Origin of the sequence: Microbacterium sp. MAH-37 (assembly GCF_009758255.1) — a bacterium.
In the GTDB taxonomy this organism is placed as follows: Bacteria; Actinomycetota; Actinomycetes; order Actinomycetales; family Microbacteriaceae; genus Microbacterium.
On sequence record NZ_WSEN01000006.1, the window covers coordinates 419,376 to 443,705 of the forward strand.

General features: G+C 71.0%; 21 protein-coding genes and 2 riboswitches. Of the genes, 14 read left to right on the forward strand and 7 right to left on the reverse strand.

Translation table 11 applies throughout. The annotated features are described in order from the left end of the window. Window positions 1-74 precede the first annotated feature (74 nt). From GON06_RS07830 to GON06_RS07855, 6 genes are read left to right on the forward strand one after another with little or no spacing between them, the layout of a single operon-like run. Window positions 75-1,544 carry a fumarylacetoacetate hydrolase family protein gene (locus tag GON06_RS07830; protein ID WP_332837270.1) on the forward strand — a complete coding sequence of 490 codons (1,470 nt, stop codon included), beginning with the start codon at window positions 75-77 and terminating at the stop codon, window positions 1,542-1,544. Continuing rightward, a complete protein-coding gene (locus GON06_RS07835; protein ID WP_157311700.1) occupies window positions 1,541-2,209 on the forward strand; it encodes a GntR family transcriptional regulator in 669 nt (222 codons plus the stop codon). The genes GON06_RS07830 and GON06_RS07835 overlap by 4 nt, the downstream gene beginning before the upstream one ends. Before the next feature lie 15 nt (window positions 2,210-2,224). Continuing rightward, entirely contained in the window at window positions 2,225-3,763 is a 1,539-nt protein-coding gene (gene hpaE, locus GON06_RS07840) for a 5-carboxymethyl-2-hydroxymuconate semialdehyde dehydrogenase (protein WP_198346645.1), read from the forward strand. 35 nt (window positions 3,764-3,798) lie between these two features. Continuing rightward, window positions 3,799-4,935, forward strand: coding sequence for a 3,4-dihydroxyphenylacetate 2,3-dioxygenase (gene hpaD, locus GON06_RS07845; RefSeq protein ID WP_157311702.1), 1,137 nt, complete (start codon window positions 3,799-3,801; stop codon window positions 4,933-4,935). Further along, window positions 4,932-5,720, forward strand: coding sequence for a fumarylacetoacetate hydrolase family protein (locus GON06_RS07850; protein ID WP_332837271.1), 789 nt, complete (start codon window positions 4,932-4,934; stop codon window positions 5,718-5,720). Before hpaD ends, GON06_RS07850 begins: the two co-directional genes overlap by 4 nt. A gap of 30 nt (window positions 5,721-5,750) precedes the next feature. Continuing rightward, complete coding sequence (locus GON06_RS07855) at window positions 5,751-6,965, forward strand: nucleotide disphospho-sugar-binding domain-containing protein (protein WP_157311703.1); 1,215 nt, start codon at window positions 5,751-5,753, stop codon at window positions 6,963-6,965. Between the two features lie 110 nt (window positions 6,966-7,075). On the opposite strand, the gene GON06_RS07860 is transcribed toward GON06_RS07855, so the two are convergent. The 4 genes from GON06_RS07860 to thiO form a co-directional block, all read right to left on the reverse strand. Further along, window positions 7,076-8,221 carry a ThiF family adenylyltransferase gene (locus tag GON06_RS07860; protein WP_332837272.1) on the reverse strand — a complete coding sequence of 382 codons (1,146 nt, stop codon included), beginning with the start codon at window positions 8,219-8,221 and terminating at the stop codon, window positions 7,076-7,078. Beyond that, the gene (locus GON06_RS07865) at window positions 8,218-9,021 is read right to left on the reverse strand and encodes a thiazole synthase (RefSeq protein ID WP_332837280.1); all 804 of its coding nucleotides are present in this window, start codon (window positions 9,019-9,021) and stop codon (window positions 8,218-8,220) included. The genes GON06_RS07860 and GON06_RS07865 overlap by 4 nt, the downstream gene beginning before the upstream one ends. Window positions 9,022-9,042: 21 nt before the next feature. Beyond that, window positions 9,043-9,285 (reverse strand): sulfur carrier protein ThiS, encoded by a 243-nt coding sequence (gene thiS / locus GON06_RS07870; protein WP_378737043.1) that lies wholly within the window; start codon window positions 9,283-9,285, stop codon window positions 9,043-9,045. Next, a complete protein-coding gene (gene thiO, locus GON06_RS07875) occupies window positions 9,285-10,469 on the reverse strand; it encodes a glycine oxidase ThiO (protein WP_157311705.1) in 1,185 nt (394 codons plus the stop codon). Before thiO ends, thiS begins: the two co-directional genes overlap by 1 nt. After that, window positions 10,462-10,563: riboswitch (TPP riboswitch) on the reverse strand. It overlaps the preceding gene by 8 nt. A 61-nt stretch (window positions 10,564-10,624) precedes the next feature. Between thiO and GON06_RS07880 the strand changes: the two genes are divergently transcribed. From GON06_RS07880 to GON06_RS07900, 5 genes are all read left to right on the forward strand, one after another. Then, complete coding sequence (locus tag GON06_RS07880) at window positions 10,625-11,428, forward strand: HpcH/HpaI aldolase family protein (protein WP_157311706.1); 804 nt, start codon at window positions 10,625-10,627, stop codon at window positions 11,426-11,428. Window positions 11,429-11,491: 63 nt separating this feature from the next. Continuing rightward, window positions 11,492-12,724 carry an MFS transporter gene (locus GON06_RS07885; protein ID WP_157311707.1) on the forward strand — a complete coding sequence of 411 codons (1,233 nt, stop codon included), beginning with the start codon at window positions 11,492-11,494 and terminating at the stop codon, window positions 12,722-12,724. 66 nt (window positions 12,725-12,790) lie between these two features. Beyond that, on the forward strand, window positions 12,791-13,510 hold the full coding sequence (locus GON06_RS07890) for a DUF6882 domain-containing protein (protein WP_157311708.1): 720 nt from the start codon (window positions 12,791-12,793) through the stop codon (window positions 13,508-13,510). A gap of 39 nt (window positions 13,511-13,549) precedes the next feature. Further along, a complete protein-coding gene (locus GON06_RS07895) occupies window positions 13,550-14,104 on the forward strand; it encodes a hypothetical protein (protein ID WP_157311709.1) in 555 nt (184 codons plus the stop codon). An 8-nt stretch (window positions 14,105-14,112) separates the two neighbouring features. Continuing rightward, the gene (locus GON06_RS07900) at window positions 14,113-15,198 is read left to right on the forward strand and encodes an N-formylglutamate amidohydrolase (protein WP_157311710.1); all 1,086 of its coding nucleotides are present in this window, start codon (window positions 14,113-14,115) and stop codon (window positions 15,196-15,198) included. Window positions 15,199-15,208: 10 nt separating this feature from the next. Here the strand turns inward: GON06_RS07900 and GON06_RS07905 are convergent, their stop codons facing one another. From GON06_RS07905 to glyA, 3 genes are all read right to left on the reverse strand, one after another. Continuing rightward, the gene (locus GON06_RS07905) at window positions 15,209-16,552 is read right to left on the reverse strand and encodes an anaerobic C4-dicarboxylate transporter (RefSeq protein WP_157311711.1); all 1,344 of its coding nucleotides are present in this window, start codon (window positions 16,550-16,552) and stop codon (window positions 15,209-15,211) included. Between the two features lie 123 nt (window positions 16,553-16,675). Continuing rightward, the gene (locus tag GON06_RS07910) at window positions 16,676-17,563 is read right to left on the reverse strand and encodes a bifunctional methylenetetrahydrofolate dehydrogenase/methenyltetrahydrofolate cyclohydrolase (protein ID WP_157311712.1); all 888 of its coding nucleotides are present in this window, start codon (window positions 17,561-17,563) and stop codon (window positions 16,676-16,678) included. 133 nt (window positions 17,564-17,696) lie between these two features. Further along, a complete protein-coding gene (glyA, locus tag GON06_RS07915) occupies window positions 17,697-18,971 on the reverse strand; it encodes a serine hydroxymethyltransferase (protein ID WP_157311713.1) in 1,275 nt (424 codons plus the stop codon). A gap of 39 nt (window positions 18,972-19,010) precedes the next feature. After that, a riboswitch (ZMP/ZTP riboswitch) is annotated at window positions 19,011-19,095 on the reverse strand. 99 nt (window positions 19,096-19,194) lie between these two features. On the opposite strand from glyA, the gene GON06_RS07920 reads away from it, so the two are divergent. The 3 genes from GON06_RS07920 to GON06_RS07930 all read left to right on the forward strand — a co-directional run bounded on the left by GON06_RS07920 (window position 19,195) and on the right by GON06_RS07930 (window position 24,234). After that, window positions 19,195-20,706 (forward strand): beta-N-acetylhexosaminidase, encoded by a 1,512-nt coding sequence (locus GON06_RS07920; RefSeq protein ID WP_157311714.1) that lies wholly within the window; start codon window positions 19,195-19,197, stop codon window positions 20,704-20,706. Beyond that, a complete protein-coding gene (gene nagA / locus GON06_RS07925) occupies window positions 20,697-21,869 on the forward strand; it encodes an N-acetylglucosamine-6-phosphate deacetylase (protein ID WP_232528291.1) in 1,173 nt (390 codons plus the stop codon). Before GON06_RS07920 ends, nagA begins: the two co-directional genes overlap by 10 nt. Before the next feature lie 427 nt (window positions 21,870-22,296). Then, window positions 22,297-24,234 carry a sigma-70 family RNA polymerase sigma factor gene (locus tag GON06_RS07930; RefSeq protein ID WP_157311715.1) on the forward strand — a complete coding sequence of 646 codons (1,938 nt, stop codon included), beginning with the start codon at window positions 22,297-22,299 and terminating at the stop codon, window positions 24,232-24,234. The last annotated feature ends 96 nt before the right edge of the window (window positions 24,235-24,330 follow it).

Sequence of the window (24,330 nt, forward strand, 5' to 3'; positions counted from 1 at the left end):
TCGATGCTTGCCGCCGGGTATCAGGATGATATACGATTTCGAATACGACGCACAAGGCCCGCAAGGAGGCGCCCGTGAGCCAGCAGATCCCCCACCCGGGAAAGATCATCGCGATCCACCTGAGCTATGCATCCCGCGCCGATCAGCGCGGCCGGCGCCCCGCCGCACCCTCCTACTTCTTCAAGCCGACCTCCTCGGTCGGCGCCTCGGGCGGCACCGTCGAGCGCCCCGCCGGCACCGAGCTGCTCGCCTTCGAGGGCGAGATCGCCCTGGTCATCGGCACCGCCGCCCGCCGGGTCTCGCTCGCGGACGCCTGGTCGCACGTCGGGTGGGTCACCGCTTCGAACGACCTCGGCCTCTACGACCTGCGCGCGAACGACAAGGGCTCGAACGTGCGCTCCAAGGGCGGCGACGGCTACGCGCCGCTCGGCCCCGAGTACCTCGACGCCCGAGCCGTCGACCCGGAGGCGCTGCGCGTGCGCGCCTGGGTTAACGGCGAGCTGCGCCAGGACGACACCTCTGCCGGCATGATCTTCCCGCTCGCCCAGCTGGTCGCCGACCTCTCGCAGCACTTCACGCTGCAGCCGGGCGACGTCATCCTCACCGGCACTCCAGCGGGTTCGTCGGTGATCGTGCCGGGCGACGTCGTCGAGATCGAGGTGGATGCTCCGGATTCCGGGCTCTCGACCGGCCGGCTCGTGACCACCGTGACCGAGGGCGACGCCCCCTTCGACGAGTCGCTCGGCTCACTGCCCGCCGTCGACGATCTGCAGCGCACCGAGGCCTGGGGGTCTCGTGAGGAGGCCGGGCTGCCTCCGGTGACGGAACCGGGACTCTCCCCCGAGCTCCGCGCCAAGCTCGACCTCGCCCCCACCGCGGGCCTGTCCAGCCAGCTGCGCAAGCGCGGGCTGCACTCCTGCTTCATCGACGGCGTGACCGCGAACCTCCCCGGCACGAAGATCGTCGGCACCGCCAAGACGTTGCGCTTCGTGCCCGCCCGTGAGGATCTGTTCAAGAGCCACGGCGGCGGCTACAACGCGCAGAAGCGCTGCTTCGACGCCATCCGCCCCGGCGAGGTCGTCGTCATCGAGGCACGCGGAGAGTCCGGAACGGGCACACTCGGTGACATCCTCGCGCTGCGCGCGAAGACGCTCGGCGCCGCCGGCGTCGTCACCGACGGCGGCGTGCGCGACTTCGACGCGGTCACCGACATCGGCCTGCCGGTCTTCTCGCAGGGCGCGCACCCCTCGGTGCTCGGCCGCCGGCACGTGCCGTGGGACGTCGACGTGACGATCGCGTGCGGCGGCGCGACCGTGCAGCCCGGCGACATCATCGTCGGTGACGGCGACGGCGTGATCGTCATCCCCGCTCACCTCGCCGAGGAGGTCGCCGACGCGGCTCTCGCGCAGGAGGACGAGGACGCCTGGATCGCCGAGCAGGTCGCTGCGGGGCATCCGGTCGACGGGCTGTTCCCGATGAACACCGAGTGGCGCGCGAAGTACGACCAGCGGGACCCTTCGACGAACTCAGGGACCCAGTCATGAGCATCCCCGCCCCGCCCACCAGCAAGTCCGAGGCCGCCTACGCCTGGATCCGCGAGCGCATCGCGAACCACGCGTTCGGCCCCGGCTACAGGCTGGTGCTCGGCGCGATCGCCGACGAGCTCGGCATGAGCGTCGTGCCCGTGCGCGAGGCGATCCGACGGCTCGAGGCCGAGGGGCTGGTGACCTTCGAACGCAACGTGGGCGCCCGCGTCACGCTGGTGGACGAGAGCGAGTACGTGCACACCATGCAGACGCTCGGCCTGGTGGAGGGCTCCGCGACCGCGCTGTCCGCGCCGCTGCTGCTCGAGGACGATCTGGAACGCGCCGACGAGATCAACAACCGGATGCGGCATCTGCTCGACCACTTCGACGCACACGCGTTCACCGCGCTGAACCGCGACTTCCACTCCGTGCTCTACGAACCCTGCCCCAACCCGCACCTGCTCGATCTCGTGCACCGCGGATGGTCGCGGCTCTCCGGCATCCGCGACACGACGTTCGCGTTCGTGCCGGGCCGCGCCCGGCACTCCGTCGAAGAGCACGTGGAGATCCTGCACCTGATCCGCACCGGCGCGGACCCGCTCGAGATCGAGCTGGCCGCGCGCAATCACCGCTGGCGCACGATGGACGCATTCCTCGATGCCCGGCATCCGAAGACCGCCTGACCCCGAAGGATGATGATGACCGACGTGTTCGTCCCGGCCGACCTGCCGGCGAAGATCCAGCACTACATCGACGGCGAGTTCGTCGATTCGATCGACGGCGACACCTTCGAGGTGCTCAACCCCGTCACCAACGAGACCTACGTGCACGCGGCCGCCGGCAAGAAGGCCGACATCGAGCGTGCCGTCGCCGCCGCCCGCCGCGCGTTCACCGAAGGGCCGTGGCCGCGGATGCTGCCGCGCGAGCGCTCCCGGGTGCTGCACCGCATCGCCGACATCGTCGAGTCGCGCGACGCGCGCCTGGCCGAGCTGGAGTCGTTCGACTCCGGTCTGCCGATCACGCAGGCACTCGGCCAGGCTCGTCGCGCCGCCGAGAACTTCCGCTTCTTCGCCGACCTGATCGTCGCCCAGGCCGATGACGCGTTCAAGGTTCCCGGCAAGCAGATGAACTACGTCAACCGCAAGCCGATCGGCGTCGCGGGTCTGATCACGCCCTGGAACACCCCGTTCATGCTCGAGTCGTGGAAGCTCGGCCCCGCGCTGGCCACCGGCAACACCGTGGTGCTCAAGCCCGCGGAGTTCACGCCCCTGTCGGCCTCGCTGTGGGCAGGCATCTTCGAGGAGGCCGGCCTCCCCAAGGGCGTGTTCAACCTGGTCAACGGACTGGGCGAGGATGCCGGTGACGCACTGGTCAAGCACCCCGACGTGCCGCTCATCTCGTTCACCGGCGAGAGCAGCACCGGGCAGCTGATCTTCGGCAACGCGGCGCCGTTCCTCAAGGGGCTGTCGATGGAGCTCGGCGGCAAGAGCCCGGCCGTCGTCTTCGCCGACGCCGACCTCGACATCGCCATCGACGCCTGCATCTTCGGTGTCTTCTCGCTCAACGGCGAGCGCTGCACCGCCGGCTCCCGCATCCTGGTCCAGCGCGAGGTGTACGACGAGTTCGTCGAGAAGTACGCCGCGCAGGCGAAGCGCGTGAAGGTCGGCCACCCGCACGACCCGGCCACCGAGGTCGGCGCGCTGGTGCACCCCGAGCACTACGACAAGGTGATGAGCTACGTCGAGCTCGGCAAGACCGAAGGACGCCTCGTCGCGGGCGGCGGTCGCCCGGAGGGCTTCCCCACCGGCAACTACGTGGCTCCGACCGTGTTCGCCGACGTCTCCCCCGATGCGCGTATCTTCCAGGAGGAGATCTTCGGACCCGTCGTCGCCATCACGCCGTTCGACACCGAGGACGAGGCGCTCGCCCTCGCGAACAACACGAAGTACGGCCTCGCCGCCTACATCTGGACCAACGACCTCAAGCGGGCGCACAACTTCGCGCAGTCCGTCGAGGCGGGCATGGTGTGGCTGAACTCGAACAACGTGCGCGACCTCCGCACCCCGTTCGGCGGCGTGAAGGCCTCCGGTCTCGGCCACGAGGGCGGCTACCGGTCGATCGACTTCTACACCGACCAGCAGAGCGTGCACATCACGCTGGGCGCACCGCACAACCCCACATTCGGCAAGCAGGCGCCGCCGGCCGCACCCGATCTGGACGACCCCGACCCCCGCTGACTCGGGCTCTCGCGACAACGAGCAAGGACGCTGACATGACCAACCGTGAAGACATGACCCTCACCTCCTCCGGCTTCTACGTGAGCCAGGAGGCGCCGATCCGGACCGACAACCCGACGCCGACCCCGGCGAGCACGCCGCCGGACGTGCTGCGCTGCGCGTACATGGAGCTGGTGGTGACCGACCTCGCCGCGTCGCGCCAGTTCTACGTCGACATCCTCGGCCTGTACGTGACCAGCGAGGACGACGAGGCGATCTACCTGCGTTCCACCGAGGAGTTCATCCACCACAACCTCGTGCTGCGCAAAGGTCCGATCGCTGCCGTCGCCGCCTTCTCATACCGCGTGCGGACCTCCGAGGACCTCGACCGCGCGGTCGAGTTCTACACCGAGCTTGGCTGTGACGTGCGCCGCAACCCGGACGGATTCGTCAAGGGGATCGGCGACTCGGTGCGCGTGGTCGACCCGCTCGGCTTCCCGTACGAGTTCTTCCACCAGACCGAGCACCAGGAGCGCATGTCCTGGCGCTACGACCTGCACTCCCCCGGCGAGCTCGTGCGCCTGGACCACTTCAACCAGGTCACCCCCGACGTCCCCCGTGCCGTGAAGTTCATGCAGGACCTGGGCTTCCGCGTCACCGAGGACATCCAGGACGAGGAGGGCACGGTGTACGCCGCGTGGATGCGCCGCAAGCCCACCGTGCACGACACCGCCATGACCGGCGGCGACGGTCCTCGCATGCACCACGTGTGCTTCGCGACGCACGAGAAGCACAACATCCTCGCCATCTGCGACAAGCTCGGCGCGCTGCGCCGCTCCGACGCGATCGAGCGCGGCCCCGGCCGTCACGGCGTCAGCAACGCCTTCTACCTGTACCTGCGCGACCCGGACGGCCACCGCGTCGAGGTCTACACGCAGGACTACTACACCGGCGACCCGGACAACCCCGTGATCACCTGGGACGTGCACGACAACCAGCGCCGCGACTGGTGGGGCAACCCCGTCGTGCCGTCCTGGTACACCGACGCCTCGCTGGTGCTCGACCTTGACGGCAACCCGCAGCCGGTGCACTCCCGCACCGACAGCAGCGAGATGGCCGTCACGATCGGCGCCGACGGGTTCAGTTACACCCGCGCGGATGAGCGCGAGGGAAAGCTCGGGCACCAGCTGTGACCCTCCCCGCCGAGACCATCGCCGCCATCGCCGAGGAGCTCGCCGAGGCCGAGCGCACCCGCGCGCTGATCCCGCGGATCACCGCGCGGTATCCGGATGCCACGATCGAGGACTCGTACGCGATCCAGGGCGTCTGGCGTGACCGTCAGCTCGCCGCCGGGCGGCGCCTCGTCGGTCGTAAGATCGGGCTGACCTCGAAGGCCATGCAGCAGGCGACCGGCATCACCGAGCCCGACTACGGCGTGATGTTCGACGACACCGTGTACGCCTCGGGGTCCGAAATCCCGTTCGACGACTTCACGAACGTGCGCATCGAGGTAGAGCTCGCCTTCGTGCTGAAGGCGCCGCTGCAGGGCCCCGACTGCACGCTCGACGACGCCCTCGCGGCGATCGACTACGCAGTGCCCGCGCTCGAGGTGCTGAACTCGCACATCGAGCTGGAGGGGCGCACGATCGTCGACACGATCAGCGACAACGCGGCCTACGGCGCGATGGTGCTCGGCGACGTGCGCATGCGGCCCGACGAGATCGACCTGCGCTGGGTGCCCGGCGTGCTCAGCCGCAACGGCGAGATCGAGGAGACCGGCGTGGCCGCCGGCGTGCTCGGGCATCCGGCGACGGGCGTGGCGTGGCTCGCGAACAAGTTCCACCAGCACGGGGCGCGGCTCGAGGCGGGCGAGATCATCCTGGCGGGGTCGTTCACCCGCCCGATGTGGGTGCAGCGCGGCGACGAGGTGCTCTGCGACTACCGGGAGATGGGCACGATCGCCTGCCGCTTCGTGTGAACGGCGCGCGAGGGGCGTAGCGTCGGATCCATGTCCGTGCTCTTCGTCGCCACGATGCCCGCCTCCGGTCATGTGAACCCGCTGCTGCCCGTACTGTCGCGGCTCGCGGCATCCGGGACGAAGGTGGTGGCTGCGGGCACAGAGGAGTTCGCCGAGCGGATCAGCGCGACGGGCGCCGACTTCGTGCCCTATCCGCCGGGTGTGCTCGAGTCGGCGGACATCGCCGAGGCCACGCAGAGCGGCAGCAGCGTCGCCGTGATCGTGCGGGTGCTGAAGGCGACCGAGACCTTCGCGCCCTTCGTCGCCGAAGAGGCGAGGAGGGTGTCCGCGAGCGCGATCCTGCACGACTCGAACGCACTGTGGGGGCGCATCGGCGCGCGTCTCGCCGATCTGCCGACGGTGTCGTTCATGACGACGATCCTCATCGGAACCGGTGCCATCAAGGCGCTCTCACTTCGCGAGTCGATGGCCGAGACCTGGCCGACCATGCGCTCGCTGCCCGCCGCGGTGAGCGGGCGCCGCGAGGTCGTGCGGATGTTCGGCAAGGACCTGGTGCCGCCGACGCCGATGCTGCCGCTGCGCGGCGACCTGACGCTCTTCCCCGTGCCGCGCGATCTGCAGGGACCGGACGATCGGCTGGACGACACCTGCGTCTTCGTCGGGCCGACGGCGGAGGCCGGCACACCCGCCGCCCTGGACGACGTGCTGCGCACCTTCATCGACGGCACCGAACCCGTGGTGCTCGTCTCGCTGGGCACTCTGCATGCCGCGGGTGAGGAGTTCTTCGAGACCTGCGCGGCAGCGTTCGGCGAGCTCCCGGTGCGGGTGGTCCTGGCCACGGGGCGCAGCGAGCTCGAGACCCCGCTGCCCGCGAACATGCTGGCCATGCCCCGGGTGCCGCAGACCGATCTCCTCGCCCGCACCGGCGTGTTCGTGACCCACGGCGGCATGAACAGCGCGCTCGAGGGCATCGCGGCAGGGGTGCCGCTGGTGGTCGTGCCGCAGCAGGTGGAGCAGTTCCTCATCGGACAGGCGTTCGCCGAACAGGGCGCGGCGCTCGTGCTCCGCGAGAACCTCTCCGGTCGCCCGGTGCCGGCCGACGAGCTGCGGGTCGCCGTGCGCACCGCCCTGGACGATCCCGGCTTCCGCGAGGCCGCCACGGCCCTCGGCGAGCGGATGCGGGCGGAGGGCGGTGCCGATCGCGCCGCCGCGCTCATCGGCGCGTTCCTCAGCGAGCGGGGCTGACCGCCGGGTCTACCCTCCCCCTTGCACCCGGCGGACGAATCCGCACCGGGCGGCAGACACGCCGGCCAGACGTCCGCCATCCGCAGAAACGTCCGCCATCTGTCGGGCCGTCACCGCCCCTGGCTCGCCGCTGCCCAGGCATCCATGCCGCCGGCCAGGTTGCGCAGTGCGGCATCCGCCGGCGCCGACGCGGCGAGCGCATCGATCGCGCACGCGGAGCGCAGCCCGGCTTGGCACACCAGCACGATGTCCCCGCCGGCCTCGTGAAGCGCCCCGGACACGGCCACCCAGCCGCGATCCAGGATGTCGTCCAGCGGCACATGCGCGGAGCCGGGGATCTCGGATGCCGCGCGCTCCCCGTCCGTCCGCACGTCGATGACCGTCAGCCCCGATCCGCCCAGCCGCGCGGCGACCTCATCGGCGGAGATGTCGTCCGGCCGCCCCCTCGGCACCTCGCACAGCACGGCGATCTCCTCGAGGCTCATGACCGCGGGCCGGTCGGGGTCGGCGGCGAAGCGCAGCTCGTCCCACCTGGCGGCGAGCGCGTCGTAGCGGGCCAGCCGCCCGACGAGCGGCTCGCCGACGCCGCAGAGCAGCTTCAGCGCCTCGACGGCCATCGCCGATCCGACCACGCCGCACAGCGCCCCGAGTACGCCACCCACCGCGCAGGACTCGATGGCGTCGGCGTCCGGCACCTCGGGGAAGAGGTCGCGCAGCATCGGACCGCGCCCCGGCAGGAACACGCTGAGCTGCCCGCTGAACCGGTGGATGCCGCCCCACACGACCGGGGTGCCGCTCAGCTCCGCTGCGTCGTTCACAAGATACCGGGTGGCGAAGTTGTCGCTGCCGTCCAGCACCAGGTCATGCGCCTCAAACAGCTCGACGGCGCCTGCCGGATGCAGCCGTTCCACGTGTGCGGTCACATGGACGCCGGGATCGAGCCGAGCGACGGCATCCCGCACAGACTCCGCCTTCGGCCGGCCGAGGTCCGCCTCTCCGTGCAGTACCTGGCGCTGCAGGTTGCTGCGCTCGACCCGGTCGTCGTCGATGACGGTGATCAGGCCGATGCCGGCGGCGACGAGGTACTGGACGATCGGCGCGCCCAGGCCGCCGGCGCCGATCACGAGCACGCGCGCCGCGGCCAGGCGCCGCTGTCCCTCCGCACCGATGCCGGGCAGGGTGAGGTGCCGTGCGAAGCGCGCGGCGCGGCCCGCCGGCAACGGCGGCCCTGGGTCGACCAGCGGAGGGATGCTCACAGGTCGGCCTCCGAGGGACGGGCGGCGATCAGTCCGTCGGTCGCCGAGGATGCCCGGGCGAGCGGCCGCCGGGGAATCCGTCCCGCGCCCCGCGCGAGCCTGCCCGCCTCCACCGCGCCCCGCATCGCCCGCGCCATGACCGCCGGATCGTGGGCGCGGGTGACAGCGCTGGCCAGCAGGACCGCATCCACCCCGAGTTCCATCGCGAGCGCGGCATCCGATGCGGTGCCGACGCCGGCGTCGAGCACGACCGGCACCGACGCCCGCTGCACGATCGTCTCGATGTTGTGCGGGTTGAGGATGCCCAGACCGCTGCCGATCGGCGATCCGGCGGGCATCACAGCGGCCGCACCGGCGTCTTCCAGCCTGCGGGCCAGCGCGGGGTCGTCGTTCGTGTAGGCGAACACGTGGAAGCCGTCCGCCACGAGGTGCTCGGTGGCGCGGAACAGCTCGATCGGGTCCGGCAGCAGGGTCTCCTCGTCGGCGATCACCTCGAGCTTGACCCAATCGGTCTCCAGTGCCTCCCTGGCCAGCTGCGCAGTGAGCACGGCATCGCGCGCCGTGTAACACCCCGCCGTGTTCGGCAGGGCACGGATGCCGAGGCGGTCCAGCAGCGCGAACACCGAATCGCGGCCCTCCGGCGAGAACCGGCGGATCGCGACGGTGGTGAGTTCGGTGCCGGAGGCGACGAGGGCGTCCTCGAGCAGGGCGAGGCTGGTCGCGCCGCCGGTGCCCATGATCAGCCGGGAGGAGAACGACTCCCCCGCGACGAGGAACGGGTCGGCGACGGTCTGTGCGATGGTGCTCACGGATGCTCCTTCTCAGCCGCCCTGGACGGCGGTGACGATCTCGATCTCGTCGCCTGCGGCGACCTGGTGCGCGGACCAGCGGCTGCGGGGAACGACGGCACCGCCCACCGCGACGGCGACGCCGAGGCGGCCTCCGTCGACGCGCGAGCCGTCATCATGCAGGGCGTGTCCGGTGAGGCGCACGACGAGGTCGAGAAGGGTGTCGCCGGGGCGCGCGTCGATCGCCTCCCCGTTCACTCGGATGGTTTCGGTCATCATCGCCCTTTCTGTCCGGCACCGGCGAGTTCGGCGGGAGGGGTGAGGTCTGCGAAGGCTCGGCGGGTACGGACATCCGACGAGAAGCGCAGGGGGTCGACGGCCGCGGCCGTCACAGGATCGATCGGCAGTCCTTCGGCGAGGTCGGCGCCGAGGCGCGCGGCGAGCGGCGCGAGCAGCACACCGTGCCGGTCGTAGCCGGTGGAGATCACGAGTCCCGGCTCGACGGTGCCCAGCAGCGGAAGGGCATCGGGTGTCGCCGGGCGCGGACGGGCGAGCATCTCGACGATCTCGCACTCGGAGATCCCGGGCAGCACCGTCTCCGCGTCGCGCAGCAGGGCGAGCACCGAGCCGGCCTGCACGCCTGCCACACCGCCCTCGCGCACGGAGGCGCCGAGCACGACGGTGCCGTCGTCGCGCGGGACGACATAGACCGGGCGCCCGCGCACCTGCGCGCGCACCGTGCGGGTGAGCAGCGGACGCAGAGCCACGGGCACGCGTAGCCGGAGGATGTCTCCCCACACCGGCCGCAACGGCAGCGCGGGCAGTCCGTCGATGCCGGCGGTGCCGAGCCCGGCGGTCACGATCACGACGTCGGCGTCGATCTCCTCCCCCGTCGTGAGCCGGATGCCGGTGACGCGGTCGTCCCTACGGGTCACGTGGCAGACGCGCTCCTCGCGGAGGCGCTCGCCGAGGAGTTCGCCCAGCGCGGCCGTGACCCGGCGCGGATCGATGCTGTGGTCCTCGTCCGCGAGCACGGCAGAGGTCACCGCGGGCCCGAGCGCGGGCTCGAGGTCGCGCGCGGCGCTGCCGGTCAGGCGCTGCACCGGCACACCGTGCGCGCTCTGCAGCTCGCCGAGTTCGAAGAGGGCGGCACGATCCGCGGCATCCGCTCCGACCGCGAGCGTGCCGCTCATGCGGTACCCGACGTCGACGTCGCGCCCGACGGCCGTCTCCAGAGTGGCGACGAACGCGGGGTACAGCGCGGCGGAGGCGCGCGCCAGCGGTAGCAGATCGTCCTGCCCCCAGGCAGCCTCGGCGGCGGCCGCCAGCATCCCGGCGGCGGCGCGACTGGCGCCGTTCGCGGGCGCGGGGTCGAGGAGGACGACATCGTGGCCACGGCGGTCCAGCTCGGCGGCGGTCGCCAGCCCGATGATCCCCGCGCCGATCACAGCGGTGCGCATTGCGTGCCCTTTCCTACGACGGCATGACCCGTATCAGGTTCAGCGGTCGGCACGTGGCCCTCTCAGCCTCTGACAGGCTCCCGCGGACGCCTCTACCCTATAGGTGTGTGGTGCCGCTTCCGGCCCATCCCCTCAATGACGATCGAGGAGCATCCATGGCACTGCAGCTCGCCCCCACCTTCCGCGCCCGGCTCGCCGAGAGCGACCGAGCACTCGTCGGCATGTGGGCCTGCTCGGGTTCCCCTCTGGTGACGGAGGTCGCCGCGGGGTCCGGTCTGGACTGGCTGCTCATCGACATGGAGCACTCCGCGAACACGCTGGAGTCGGTGCTGGTGCAGCTGCAGGTCTCCGCCGCCTACCCGATCACGCCGATCGTCCGCGCGCCGTTCAATGGCACGGTCGCGATCAAGCAGATCCTCGACCTCGGGGCGCAGAACCTCATCGTGCCGATGGTGTCCTCCGCCGAGGAGGCGCAGGCCGCGGTGCGCGCCGTGCGGTACCCGCCGGCCGGGGTACGCGGTGTGGGCAGCGCGCTGGCGCGCAGCGCCCGCTGGAACCGTGTCGACGGCTACCTGCAGGACGCCGCGGAGCACACCACCCTGATCGTGCAGATCGAGACCGCCGCCGGCGTGGATGCCGCGGCGGAGATCGCGGCCGTCGACGGCGTGGATGCCGTGTTCGTCGGGCCCAGCGACCTGGCTGCCTCGATGGGCCACCTCGGCGAGCAGACGCACCCGGATGTGCTCGCGGCGGTAGCCAGGGCGTTCGCCGCGGTGAAGGAGGCCGGCAAGCCGGTCGGCGTGAACGCCTTCGACCCGGTCGCGGCCGAGGAGTACATCGCGCACGGCACCGACTTCATCGCGGTCGGCGCCGACGTCGCGCTCCTGGCGCGGGCGTCCGAGGCCCTTGCGACGCGCTTCATCCCGGCATCCGACTCCGCACAGCGCGCGTCGTACTGACGGCTGGGGATCCTCGCATCCGCCGTGCCAGAATCGACGGATGCGCTTCCTGAGAACCACCCGATGAGCCGCGGCCTCGCGGCGCTGGGCGACCGCAACTTCCGCTGGTTCTTCCTGGCCCGCGCGATCACGCTGATCACGGGCTCGATGTCGTCCATCGCACTGGCGTTCGCGGTGCTCGACATCGACAATCACCCCGAGAGCCTGTCGTTCGTGCTCGCCGCGTTCACGATCTCGAACATCGTGTTCGTGCTCTTCGGCGGCGTGGTCGCCGACCGTCTTCCGCGGGCCCTCGTGATCCAGGCCTGCTACGTGCTCGACATCCTGTCGATAGGCACGGTCGCAGTGCTGCTGTTCACCGGCACCGCGACCATCCCCGCGATGATCGGGCTGGCCGCGCTCAACGGCGCGTCGACCGCGTTCGTACTGCCCGCCATGCAGGGTCTCATCCCGCAGCTGACCACGCCGGCTCACCTGCAGCAGGCGAACGCGATGCTGTCGTTCGTGCGATCGGCGGTGACGATCGGCGGTCCGGTGATCGCCGGTGTGCTGGTGTCCACCGTGGGTCCTGCGTGGGCGATGGTGGTGCAGGTGCTCGGCTGGTTCGCGGCGATCCCGATCCTCGCGATGGTGAAGCTGCCGCCGCCCTCCGGGTCGGGCGAGTTCTCCCTGTTCGCCGATCTGCGCACCGGGTGGACGGAGTTCTGGAGCCGCTCCTGGCTGTGGACCATCGTGCTCGCCTTCATGATCATGAACGCGATCCACGTCGGCGCCTGGGGCGTGGTCGGCCCGTACATCGCGAAGAACGACGACCGCCTGGGCATCTCCGGCTGGGGCTGGGTGGTCAGCGCGGAGGGTCTCGGCGTGCTGCTGATGACGCTGGTGCTGATGCGCTTCCCGCTGCGCCGGCCACTGCGGCTCGGCATGATCGGGATGGCCGTCTTCGCGATCCCGCTCACCGTGCTCGGCGTGCACCCGGCGGTGGTGCTGCTGGCGATCGCGGCGTTCCTCGCGGGCGCCGGCGCCGAGATCTTCAGCACCGGCTGGAGCGTCGCGATGATGGAGAACGTCCCCGGCGACAAGCTCTCCCGAGTGTCCAGTTACGACATGCTCGGCAGCTTCGTCGTGATGCCGATCGGCACGCTCGTCTACGGCTGGCTGATCACGCGGGCCGACCCTGCAACGGTGCTCGTCACCTCCGGCATCCTGTACGCCGTGATCGCACTGTCAGCGCTCGCGGTGCCGAGCGTGTGGCGGATGGGCCGCCCCGAGGGCGCGATCGCGTCGCATTCATAGTCCGCACGCGGACGGTTCAAAGGTGCCAGGGGTGCGATTCATAGGCGCGGGGCGCACACTGAGTGCATGACCTTCGATGCCCTCCGCCCGCTCGCCGCACGGGCGGCGCTCTTCTCCGCCCTCCGCCAGGATCAGTTCGTCATGGCCGTCGACGCGCTCGGCGAGCACCGCTGGGACGCCGACCTGGATGCGGGAACCATCACGTTCTCCTCGGCGGCCGACCCGTCGCGCCGGATCACCGCGACCGCGCACCTGATCGCCTCGATCGCGCCCGAGGCGCGGTCCGTGCTGTGGGGGTGGGCGCACCCGATGGGAGCACCGGACGGCGTGGCTGTCAAGCTGCGAGACTACGGCTCGCAGTACGGCCTGCCCGCGCTCTCGGAGGGCGAGACGCCGTTCCCGGACGGCATCGCCGACATTGACGCGTGGGTGATCGACGCCGCACATGTCGTGGGCGGCACCGCCGGCGAGCTCACCGGCCGCGCTCCCTACTTCGCGGCGGATGCCGGTGGCGGCACCCGCGCGGTCTTCGTGCTCGACGGGGTGCTCGGCCCGCTCACGGTCGCGGACGCGGTCGTCGCGCTCCCGCGCATCCTGGCATCCGCTGAACTGACCGACCCGCGCACGTCGGTGTGGGACCTCGCGCGGCTCGCCGCGTGGAACCTTCAGTGGACCGACGACGCGTTCACCGGCGCCGTCGTGACGGATGCCACGGGCTCGGCGACGTTCCGCTTCGACGAGCAGGCCAGGATCGCCGGCATCGAGAGTGCCCTCGCCGCCGTCTGACCCCGCGCGCGTCCGCTTCCGGTGTGCGAAGCTGGGCGCATGCGCAACGCCATCGTCCGCTTCGCGGCGCTCTACGTGTTCAACGTCGCCGTACTGCTCGTGCTCGGTCTGGTGCTGCGCTCGGTGTACGTCGGATGGAACGCGCTCTGGGCAGCGGTCATCCTCACGCTCGCCGCACTCGCGCTCAAGCCGGCTCTGCTGAAGTGGTTCCGCTCCTCCGCGGCGAAATCGGCCGGTGACCGGTCGGGCTTCGGCGAGAAGATCGTGCAGTACGCGATCATCTTCCTCGTCGAGCTGATCATCTGGGCGGCCACCGTGCTGCTCAGCGGCGTGTCGGTGAGCGGGTTCTTCTGGGGCTGGATCGTGCCCCCGATCGTGCTGCTGATCGGATGGGTGATCTACGACCGGTTCGACGACCGGCTGCGCGCGAAGGCCGGCGCCGTCTACGACGCGACCTCGGCGAAGATCACCGGCAAGCAGGCAGCCGGGTCGACCACGCCGGCAACGCCCGATTCACCCGCGACGAAGGCCGGCGAGCACGAGCTGGCCGACGGTCTCACCCCCGAGCAGCGCCGCATGCTCGACGAGCTCTAGGAGAAGCCATGAGCGGTCTGGATCTCATCCCCGCAGGACGGACCTTCACCGAGGACGACATCGTCGTCTACGCCGACCGTGAGCACCGCACGCTCGACGAGGCGATCCGAGACGCCGACGTGCTGATCAGCGCCCCGCACGCGGGGGCGGCGATCCCGGAGGAGATCGCGGAGTTCCTCTCCCCGGCTCTCACCCGGCGGCTGCAGTACGACTTCACGGATGTCGCGACCGACGCGATCGTGCGGCGCTGGGCGTCGCAGGACCCGCGGGTGGTGGCGGTGCTCAACCCGCATCCGCGGCTGGTCCGCGACCCGAACCGCGCGAAGCCGGCCGACGTCGCCGCCGACCTGTCCGCGGCGATCGCACGGACCGCCGAGGCCGGTCCGTGGCAGCGCGTCGACCTCACCGGCGTCGACGCGATCCGCCCGGTGACCTTCTCGTTCTTCCCCATCCTCGAGGTGCCGCGCACCGAGGCGGAGCTGCACCGGCTGGTCGGCACCTTCGTCGAGGTCGCCGAGCGGGGCCTCGGGGTCTACGAGCGCATCCGCGACGAGCTCACAGAACGTTTCCTGGCTCGCGGGCTCGCCGAGGGCGGCCGGTTCACCCGGCTGTCGTTCCACGACACGATGAACACCACGACCACGCGCGAGGGTGCGGTCAACGTCGCCCGCGACGAGAAGGATCGCCTGCCCCGGGTGGTCGCGCTGTCGAACCGTGGTGACACCCGTGGCGAGCTGCGCACGACCGAGGACCCGCCGACGATGGATCCCGCGCGGCTGCGCGCGCTGGCCGAGGCGCACCGGGAGGGCTTCCGGGTCGCAGACCCGGCGGACGTCGCACTGAACAAGCCCTATCTCGGCAGCCAGGAGATCCTCGCAGCGGGCGCCCGCTTCCGCGAAGCGGGTGCGCAGGCGCGCGCCGCCGGCCTCGAGCTCGACGCCGTGCAGGCCGAGTTCCTCCGCGAGTACCTGCTCGGTGACGCGGCGGTCGGTGAACTGCACCGGCCCGGCACGGAGTGGATCACCGAGGACCAGGTGCACGTCGACGCCGTCGCGGCATCCTGCCGGCGCGCTTGGGACCTCTACCGCGGCTGACCCGCCACGGTCACCCGCCCCAGAGCAGCCCGAACAGCGAACCGGCCGCGATCGTCGTGACTGCGAGGATCAGCGACGGCAGGAAGAACGAGTGGTCGACGAGCTTGGTGCCGAGCTTCGTCGTGCCCGAGGTGTCGAAGTTCGCCGCGGCGATCTGCGAGCCGTTCGTCGGCAGCACATAGATGCCGGCGAACGCGCCGGCCCACATGCCGGACAGCACGCCGAGCGGGATGCCGGCGGACAGGCCGATCGGCACGATCGTGCGCGTCGCCGTGGACTGGCTCGTGGTGAGCACACAGACCAGGAACACGCCGAGCGCGAAGACCCAGGGCGCAGCGGCGACGAGCCCGCCGACCGTGTCGGCGATCAGCTCGGCATGCGCGGTGAGGAACGTGTCGGTCAGCCAGGCCAGACCGAACAGGGCGATCGCCGAGACCATACCGGCGCGGAACACGGTCGCCATAGGCACCTCGGCGACCTTCGGCCGGGACACCAGCAGGATGACCGTGCCGGCCAGCAGCATCACGATCTCGATGATCGGCGTCATCCCGATCGGCGCGCCGTCCGCGTCGACCGGGCGGATGCTCTTGAACAGACCGAAGACGACGATCACGAGCACGCCGGTGAGGAAGATGATCGCGGCGTTCCGGCCGGCCTTGGTCACGGTCACCTGCGCCTTGACCTCGGCGGCGTCACCGCTCGGAGGTGCGAGGGTGCCGGCGGCGATCTTCGCCTGCACCTCGGGGTCGTCCGCCAGCTCCTTCCCGAGCCGGTTCACCACCAGCGACGAGAGCACGATGCCGACGACGGCCGCGGGGATCGTCACCTTGAGGATGTCGATGAGTTCGAAGTCGTACGGCGCGACATCGGTCAGCGTCACCATCGCCGCCATCGCCGCCGACACAGGGCTGCACGCGAGAGCGACGCCGGTGGCGACGACGGAGAGCGACAGCGGACGCGACGGACGGATGCCGTTGCGGTACGAGAGGTCCTGGATGACCGGGAGCAGCGGATAGAGGATGTTCGAGGTGCCGGCTCCGACCGAGAACAGGAACGACACGAGCGGCGCGACGAGGGTGATCTGCTTCGGGTTGCGGGCGATGAGCTTCGCCGCGACCGAGACCATCCAGTCGATGCCGCCGGCGACCTGCATCATCGAGGCCGCCACGACCACCGCGAGAACGATGAGCAGCGCGTCCACCGGCGGCGACCCCGGAACGAGCCGGAAGCCGAACACCAGGATGGCGACACCGGCGCCGCCCCAGAGGCCCAGCCCCACGCCGCTGGAGCGGGTGCCCATCACGATGCAGCCCAGCACGACCAGCAGCTGGGCGATGAAAAGGACGACCTCCATGACGGCTCCCCCCGACGCGAACGGCGCGATTCGGGGTCAGCCTATCGGTGCCGCCCCGTCTCGCACACGCATCGACGCCCCGGCGCGATGCGCGCCGGGGCGTCGATGACAGGGCGAGGGGGCTCAGCCGGCCGTGACCGCTCTCTCGGCAGCCTCGACCACGTTCGTCATGAGCAGCGCCACGGTCATGGGGCCCACGCCGCCGGGGTTGGGCGAGAGCCAGCCCGCGACCTCGGCGACATCCGGATGCACGTCGCCGTAGACCTTGGACTTGCCGGTCTCGACGTCGGCCTCTCGCGTGACGCCGACGTCGAGCACCGCCGCACCCGGCTTCACATCCTCGGCCCTGATCAGGTGCTTCACCCCGGCCCCGGCGACGATGACGTCGGCCGTGCGCAGGTACGGCGACATGTCGGGGGTGCCGGTGTGCACCTGCGTGACCGTCGCGTTGATGTCGCGACGGGTCAGCAGCAGGCCGATCGGCCGCCCGATCGTGACGCCGCGACCGACGACCACGACGTGCTTGCCCTTCAGGTCGTAGTCGTTGCGCAGCAGCAGCTCGATGACGCCGCGTGGCGTGCAGGGCAGCGGGGTGTGGATCGGCGCGTTGACGTTCAGCACCAGGCGTCCGAGGTTGGTCGGATGCAGGCCGTCGGCGTCCTTGGCGGGGTCGATCCGCTCCAGGATGGCGTCGGTGTCGAGGTGCTTCGGCAGCGGCAGCTGCACGATGTAGCCGTGGCAGGCCGGGTCGGCGTTGAGCTCGTCGATCAGGGCCTCGACCTGCTCCTGCGTGGCATCCGCCGGCAGCTCGCGCTGGATCGAGTTCATGCCGATCGCCTCGGACTGCCGGTGCTTCATGCCGACGTACAGCTGGGACGCCGGGTCTGCGCCCACGAGCACGGTGGCGATGCCCGGCACGACGCCGCGCTCGCGCAGCGCCGCGACGCGCTCGGCCAGCTCGCTCTTGATCTCCGCCGCAGCGGCCTTGCCGTCCAGGACTTTCGCAGTCATGTCGTCTTCTCCTTGTCGACGCTCGCCGAGTGCACGGCTTGGCATCGAGTGCACGGCTTCCTCACGTCGAGAAGCCGTGCACTCGCCGAGATCCCGTGCACTCGGCGCGGCGGGATTCGGGACGCGTGGGTGCTTACTGCTGCAGGTCGGGGTACAGCGGGAACGCCGCGGCGAGCGCGTCGACGCGGGTGCGCAGGGCCTCGACGTCCGCGCCGGGCTGCAGCGCCAGGGCGATCACGTCGGCCACCTCGGTGAACTCGGCGTCGCCGAAGCCGCGGGTCGCGAGCGCCGGGGTGCCGATGCGCAGGCCCGACGTGACCATCGGCGGACGCGGGTCGTTCGGCACCGCGTTGCGGTTCACGGTGATGTGGATGTCGTGCAGCAGATCCTCCGCCTGCTTGCCGTCGATCTCGGCGTCACGCAGGTCGACCAGCACCAGGTGCACGTCTGTGCCGCCCGAGCGCACGGCGATGCCGGCATCCTTCACGTCCTGCTGCGAGAGGCGGTCCGCGATGATCGCGGCGCCGCGCAGCACGCGCTCCTGACGCTCCTTGAACTCCGGCGTGCCGGCGATCTTGAACGCGGTCGCCTTCGCGGCGATCACGTGCATCAGCGGGCCGCCCTGCTGACCGGGGAACACGGCCGAGTTGATCTTCTTGGCGATGTCGGCGTCGTTGGTGAGGATGAAGCCAGAACGAGGGCCGCCGATGGTCTTGTGCACCGTCGACGAGACGACGTGGGCGTGCGGCACAGGGTTCGGGTGCAGGCCCGCGGCGACGAGACCGGCGAAGTGCGCCATGTCGACCCAGAGCAGCGCACCTACCTCGTCGGCGATCGCGCGGAACGCGGCGAAGTCGAGGGTGCGCGGGTAGGCCGACCAGCCGGCGATGATGACCTTCGGCTTGTGCTCGATGGCGAGGCGGCGGACCTCGTCCATGTCGATCGTCGAGGTCTCCGGGTTCACGCCGTAGGCGACGATGTCGTAGAGACGGCCCGAGAAGTTGATCTTCATGCCGTGGGTGAGGTGGCCGCCCTGATCGAGCGACAGACCCAGCAGCGTGTCGCCGGGGCGGGCGATTGCGTGCAGCACGGCGGCGTTCGCGGTGGCGCCGGAGTGCGGCTGGACGTTGGCGAACTCGGCGCCGAACAGCTCCTTGGCACGGGCGATCGCGAGCTCCTCGGCGACGTCGACCTCTTCGCAGCCGCCGTAGTAGCGGCGACCCGGGTAGCCCTCGGCGTACTTGTTGGTCAGCACCGAGCCCTGCGACTGGAGCACCGACACGGGCACGAAGTTCTCGGACGCGATCATCTCGAGGAAGGTCTGCTGACGCTTCAGCTCACGGTCGAGGACCTGTGCGATCTCGGGATCGACCTCGGAGAGCGGAGCATTGAAGAAGCGGTCGGTCATGGCGGTTTCCTGCTTTCTCACGGGAAAAGGGGATGGATTCGCATCGGCCCAGGCGCGCGGTCGATTCCCATGAGAAGTCGCTCCCCGGTGGTGACCCACCCAGACGCCAGTCGCGACGAGGAAGAGCCTACCCGATGGCCGTGCGCAGTGGATGCTGGAATCCCGTCGATTGTCGACGCTCCGCCCCTCCCCCTGCGACGCGCCATCACGGTAGGTTTTGTTCATGGCCCTTCCTGATTCCCTGCCGCTCGTCCCCCATCCTGCTGACGTCCGCAGAGAAGAGGGGGTGATCCCCCTGGCATCCGCCCGCATCTCCGGCGACGCCGGCGTCGCCGGCCTGCTGCGCGACGCACTGGTCGCGCGCACCGGCGTCCGATCGCAGGTCGTCGGCGAGGGAACGGATGCCGAGATCGTGCTGTCCGTCGATCCGGCGGCGGGCGCCGCAGAGGCATACGTCCTCGACGCGCTCGGCGACGCCATCCGGATCACCGGCGCGGACGCCGCCGGGCTGTTCTACGGCACCCGCACCCTGCTGCAGCTGCTGCACGATTCGGATGCCGGCTGGGCCGTGCCCCGGGTGCGCATCGAGGACGCCCCGCGCTTCGCCTACCGCGGGGTGATGCTCGACGTCGCCCGGCACTTCTTCGGGGTCGACGCTGTCAAGGCCTACATCGATCGTGCCGTGGACCTGAAGTTCAACCACCTGCACCTGCATCTGACCGACGACCAGGGGTGGCGCCTCGAGATCGACTCCTGGCCGCTGCTGACCGAGCGCGCCTCCGGCAGCGACACCACCGGCGGCGCGGGCGGATTCTTCACGAAGGACCAGTACCGCGAGATCCTCGCGTACGCGTCGGAGCGGCACGTCACCGTCGTGCCGGAGATCGATCTGCCCGGCCACACGCATGCGGTCGGCATCGCCTACCCCGACCTCGTCGAGGAGCCCTGGCTCAGCGAGCAGTCCATCGCCGAGCAGGCGGCTCTCGGCAGCCCGCTGCCCGTCCACGGGGAGTACTACCGCGGGGCCGCGGTGGGGCATTCCTCGGTGCGCATCCACGAGGAGCGCACCTACGACTTCATCACCGACGTGCTGCGCGAGGTCGCCGAGATCACCCCCGGCCCGTACCTGCACATCGGTGGCGACGAGTGTCTGGGCACCCCCGCCGCGGACTTCGCCCTGTTCTTCGAGCGGGTCAGCCGCATCGCCGCCGACACCGGCAAGACCCCGGTCGCCTGGCACGAGGCGGGCGCCGTCACCGGGATCGCCGAGGGCACGATCGGCCAGTACTGGGGCAGCGTCGAGCCGAAGGGGTCGCACGCAGAGGAGGCGGAGCACTTCGTCGAGCGCGGTGGCGCGCTGATCATGTCGCCGTCCGACCGCGCCTACCTCGACATGAAGCCCACGCCGGACTTCCCGCTCGGCCTCGTCTGGGCCGGGATCGTGCCGGTGCGCGCCGCCTACGAGTGGGAGCCGACCGCCGTCGTGCCCGGCCTGGCCGACGACGCGATCCTCGGCGTCGAGGCCCCGCTGTGGACCGAGACGGTGACGACCATCGCGGCCGCCGACACCCTGGTGTTCCCTCGCATCGCCGCGCACGCCGAGACGGCCTGGTCGCCGAAGGACGGCGCCGAGCGCACCTGGGACTCGTTCCGGGCGCGGGTCGCGGGCCTCGCCCCCGCGTGGGAGGCTTCGGGTATCGAGTTCACCCGTTCTGAGGAGATCGCATGGGCATGACGCACAGCTCGGCGGAGGGTTCGCTCCTGATCCACTCCGCACGACTCGTGAACGACGGATTCATCGTCGACGACGCCTGGGTGCTCTTCGAGGACGGCCGGGTCTCACAGCTCGGAGTCGGCGCGGAGCGGCCCGAGGCCGGCACCGTCGTCGACGCATCCGAGGCGGCCGGCCCCGGCGCGATCCTCACACCGGGCTTCATCGACATCCACGGTCACGGCGGCGCTGGTGCGACGTTCGACGACGGCGTCGCCGCCATCCGCACCGCGCGTGACATGCACCGTTCGCACGGCACCACCAGGGCGGTCGTCTCGCTGGTGACCGGCTCGCTCGACGCCCTTGCGGCGCGGGTCGCCGAGATCGCCGACCTGCGCGAGACGGATGCCGACATCCTCGGCAGCCATCTGGAGGGCCCGTTCCTGGACCCGGGCCACAAGGGCGCACACGACCCCGAGCTGCTCAGGGAGCCCACCGCCGGCGACGTGCAGCGGCTGCTCGACGCCGGCCGCGGCACAGTGCGGCAGATGACGATCGCGCCGGAGATCCCCGGCGGACTCGAAGCGGTGCGCGTCGTCGTCGCGAGCGGTGCCGTCGCCGCCGTCGGGCATACGGATGCCGATGACGACACTGTCCGCGCGGCGTTCGACGCCGGCGCGTCGATCCTCACCCATGCCTTCAACGCGATGCGGCCGATCCACCACCGCGATCCCGGTCCTGTGCTCACCGCGGCCGCGGACCACCGGGTGACGCTGGAGGCGATCGTCGACAACATCCACCTGCATCCGCACGTCACCAAGCTGCTCTTCGACGAGGCGCCGGGCCGCGTGGCCCTGATCACCGATTCGATGGCGGCGGCGGGCTCCGTCGACGGCGAGTACTCGCTGGGCGGACTGCACGTCACCGTCCTCGACGGCGTCGCTCGGGTCGACTCCGGCTCGATCGCCGGCTCGACGCTGACGCAGGATGCCGCGCTGCGCAACGCCGTCGCGGCCGGTGCGACCCTGTCGGACGCCGTGCGCGCCCTCACCGAGACTCCCGCCGCGGCGATCGGCTTCGGCGAGGAGCTCGGCGCTCTTCGCCCGGGGATGCTCGGCGACGCGGTGCTCCTGGACGCGGACCTCCGGGTCGTGAGCGTCTGGACCGGCGCGCGCTCCGCGCGCTGACATGCCTCAGAAAACAGAAGAGGCCGTCGCCCCCAGTAGCGACGGCCTCTGCCCCTGTTCGGGTCAGGTCCCCAAAACCTGAGAGCCGGCGGGGCTCGGGAGCTCCTCCCCCGAGGACCCCGAGCCCACCGGACCGGCGAGTTACCCTTCACCGGCTGTCGTCCGCACCGCCCCCCGGTGGCACGTGCGACATGCTCTACGGATGAGACGACGGTCCACGCGATTCATTACGCGGGTTCCGCAGAAACTTTCCCGAGAGGTTGATCCGCAGTCGCCGGGAGTTGTCCCGACTTGTCCACAGGGGCTTTCCGAATCGTGGAGTTGGGGTCAGAATGGGTGAGGCGCGTGACAGATCCGGAGTTCACGCGTCTCTTCCTGTGAACCCGCTCCCGCGGTCCGGGAAGCACCGACAGCCTTGGAAAGATCTGTGCACGACGACACCACCGACGAACTGACGGCAGACGCCGACCTCGTCCTCCGCACCCGCTCGGGTGATGCCGAAGCGTTCGGCGAACTCTGGCGTCGGCACTATCCGTCCGGGATGGCGGTCGCCCGCTCGATCACCTCCACGATCGACGCCGACGACCTCGTGCAGGAGTCCTACGCCCGCATCTACCAGGCGATCCTGAAGGGCGGCGGACCGAACGGCTCGTTCCGCGCCTATCTGTTCACCAGCATCCGCAACACCGCCGCGGCCTGGGGCCGTTCGCGTCGCGAGACCGCGATCGACGAGCTCGACGCCGTCGCCGATCCGTCCAGCACCGATCAGGCGGCCGAGGAGGCGCTCGACCGCGGTCTCACCGCGCAGGCGTTCCGCAGTCTTCCCTCCCGCTGGCAGGAGGTGCTCTGGTACTCCGAGATCGAGCAGATGAAGCCGGCCGAGGTCGCGCCGCTGCTCGGCATGAAGGCCGGAGCGGTCTCCCAGCTCGCGTTCCGCGCCCGTGAGGGACTGCGCGAGGCGTGGATCCAGGCGCACCTGCGCAGCGCCGAGCCGGGCTCCGACTGCCAGTGGACGATCGAGCATCTCGGCGCCTACTCGCGCGGCAACCTCGGCGTGCGCGACCGCAGTCGGCTCGAGGCGCATCTCGACGATTGTGCGCGCTGCATGATCGTCGCCGCCGAGGCGAAGGACGTCTCCAGCCGGCTCGCCCTCGTGCTGCTGCCCCTCGTGCTGGGCGTGGCAGGCGCCGGCGGGTACCTCGCCGCGCTGCAGGGCGGCGGCACCCCGATCGTCGCACTCGCCGCCATGCCTTCCGGCGTCGTCGAAGGCGCGGTCGTCGCAGGCGCAGGCGCCGGACTGGCCGGCTCCGGTCAAGCCGGCGGATCGGCCGCAGGTGCAGGAGGCTCCGGGGCGTCCGGTGGATCGATCGGGGGTATCGGCGCGCTCGTCGGCGCCGGTTCGGCTGCGCTCCTCGTCGCGGGTGTCGTGGCCGCCGTCGCGGTCGTCCCCGGAATGATGAACGCCTCGCCCGCGACCTCGCAGCCCTCCGCGGGCGATGACGACCCGTCGTCGATCTCGTCCGAGGTCTCGCCCGACCAGTCCGTGCTCGGCAAGCAGCCGATCGTGATCGAGGTCGATGACGAGCAGCAGCCTGATGCTCCTCTTCCGACGGAGCCCCCGGCCGGCGACGCCGATGCGGACGTGTTCGCCGCCCCGGACTCCCCCGCCGTCCTCGCGCCGGCGCCTGCCGAGACCGCGAAGCCCACGACGCCGCCCGTCGACCCCACGGATCCGACCGATCCGGGCACGGATCCAGGCACGGATCCGGGTACAGACCCGGGCACCGATCCCGGGACGGACCCCGGCACCGACCCCGGAACGCCCGCGCTCTCCCAGGGGCCGGCGACGTTCTGGCGCGACGCCGACGGGCAGGTGCACGCCTCCATCCCGGTCGGCGGCGTTCCCGGGGCGACCGTGCAGGCGATGGTCGACGGTGCACCGGGGCTCAGCGCCAGGACGGTGCTCGGCGACTCGGGCCTCGGCCTGATCGACCTCGTCATTCCCGCCGGGCACCTGAAGCCGAACGCCGACGTCGCCCTCCGGGCGACGGTCGACAACGCACCCGGGGCATGGCTGCACCTCTCCCTCGCCCAGTTGGGCTGGACAGGCACCGTCCCCGACCTCCCGCCCGGTGAGCAGGCTCCCGAGCCCGCTCCGGAGGATTCGACCGCCCCGGAGGCACAGTCACCCGCGCCGTCTCCCGCAGACGTGCCTGCACCCGCGTCCGACCCCGCGGTCGTCCCCGAACCGACGGCGATCGTGGAGGATGCCTCGGTCACGGAGGCCGCGGCGGTCACGGAGGCGGACGAAGCCGCACCCGCCGATCAGGCCGTCGCATCCACCGACCCGGTGCCCGTCGACTGATCCCTCGCCGCGCGCGATCCTCGTGAAGAGGCGCCGGTCTCCGTCGCGTCCCCGGCGCTGCGCGCCGCCCGCCGGCGACCGTTCGGCCCGGGAGCC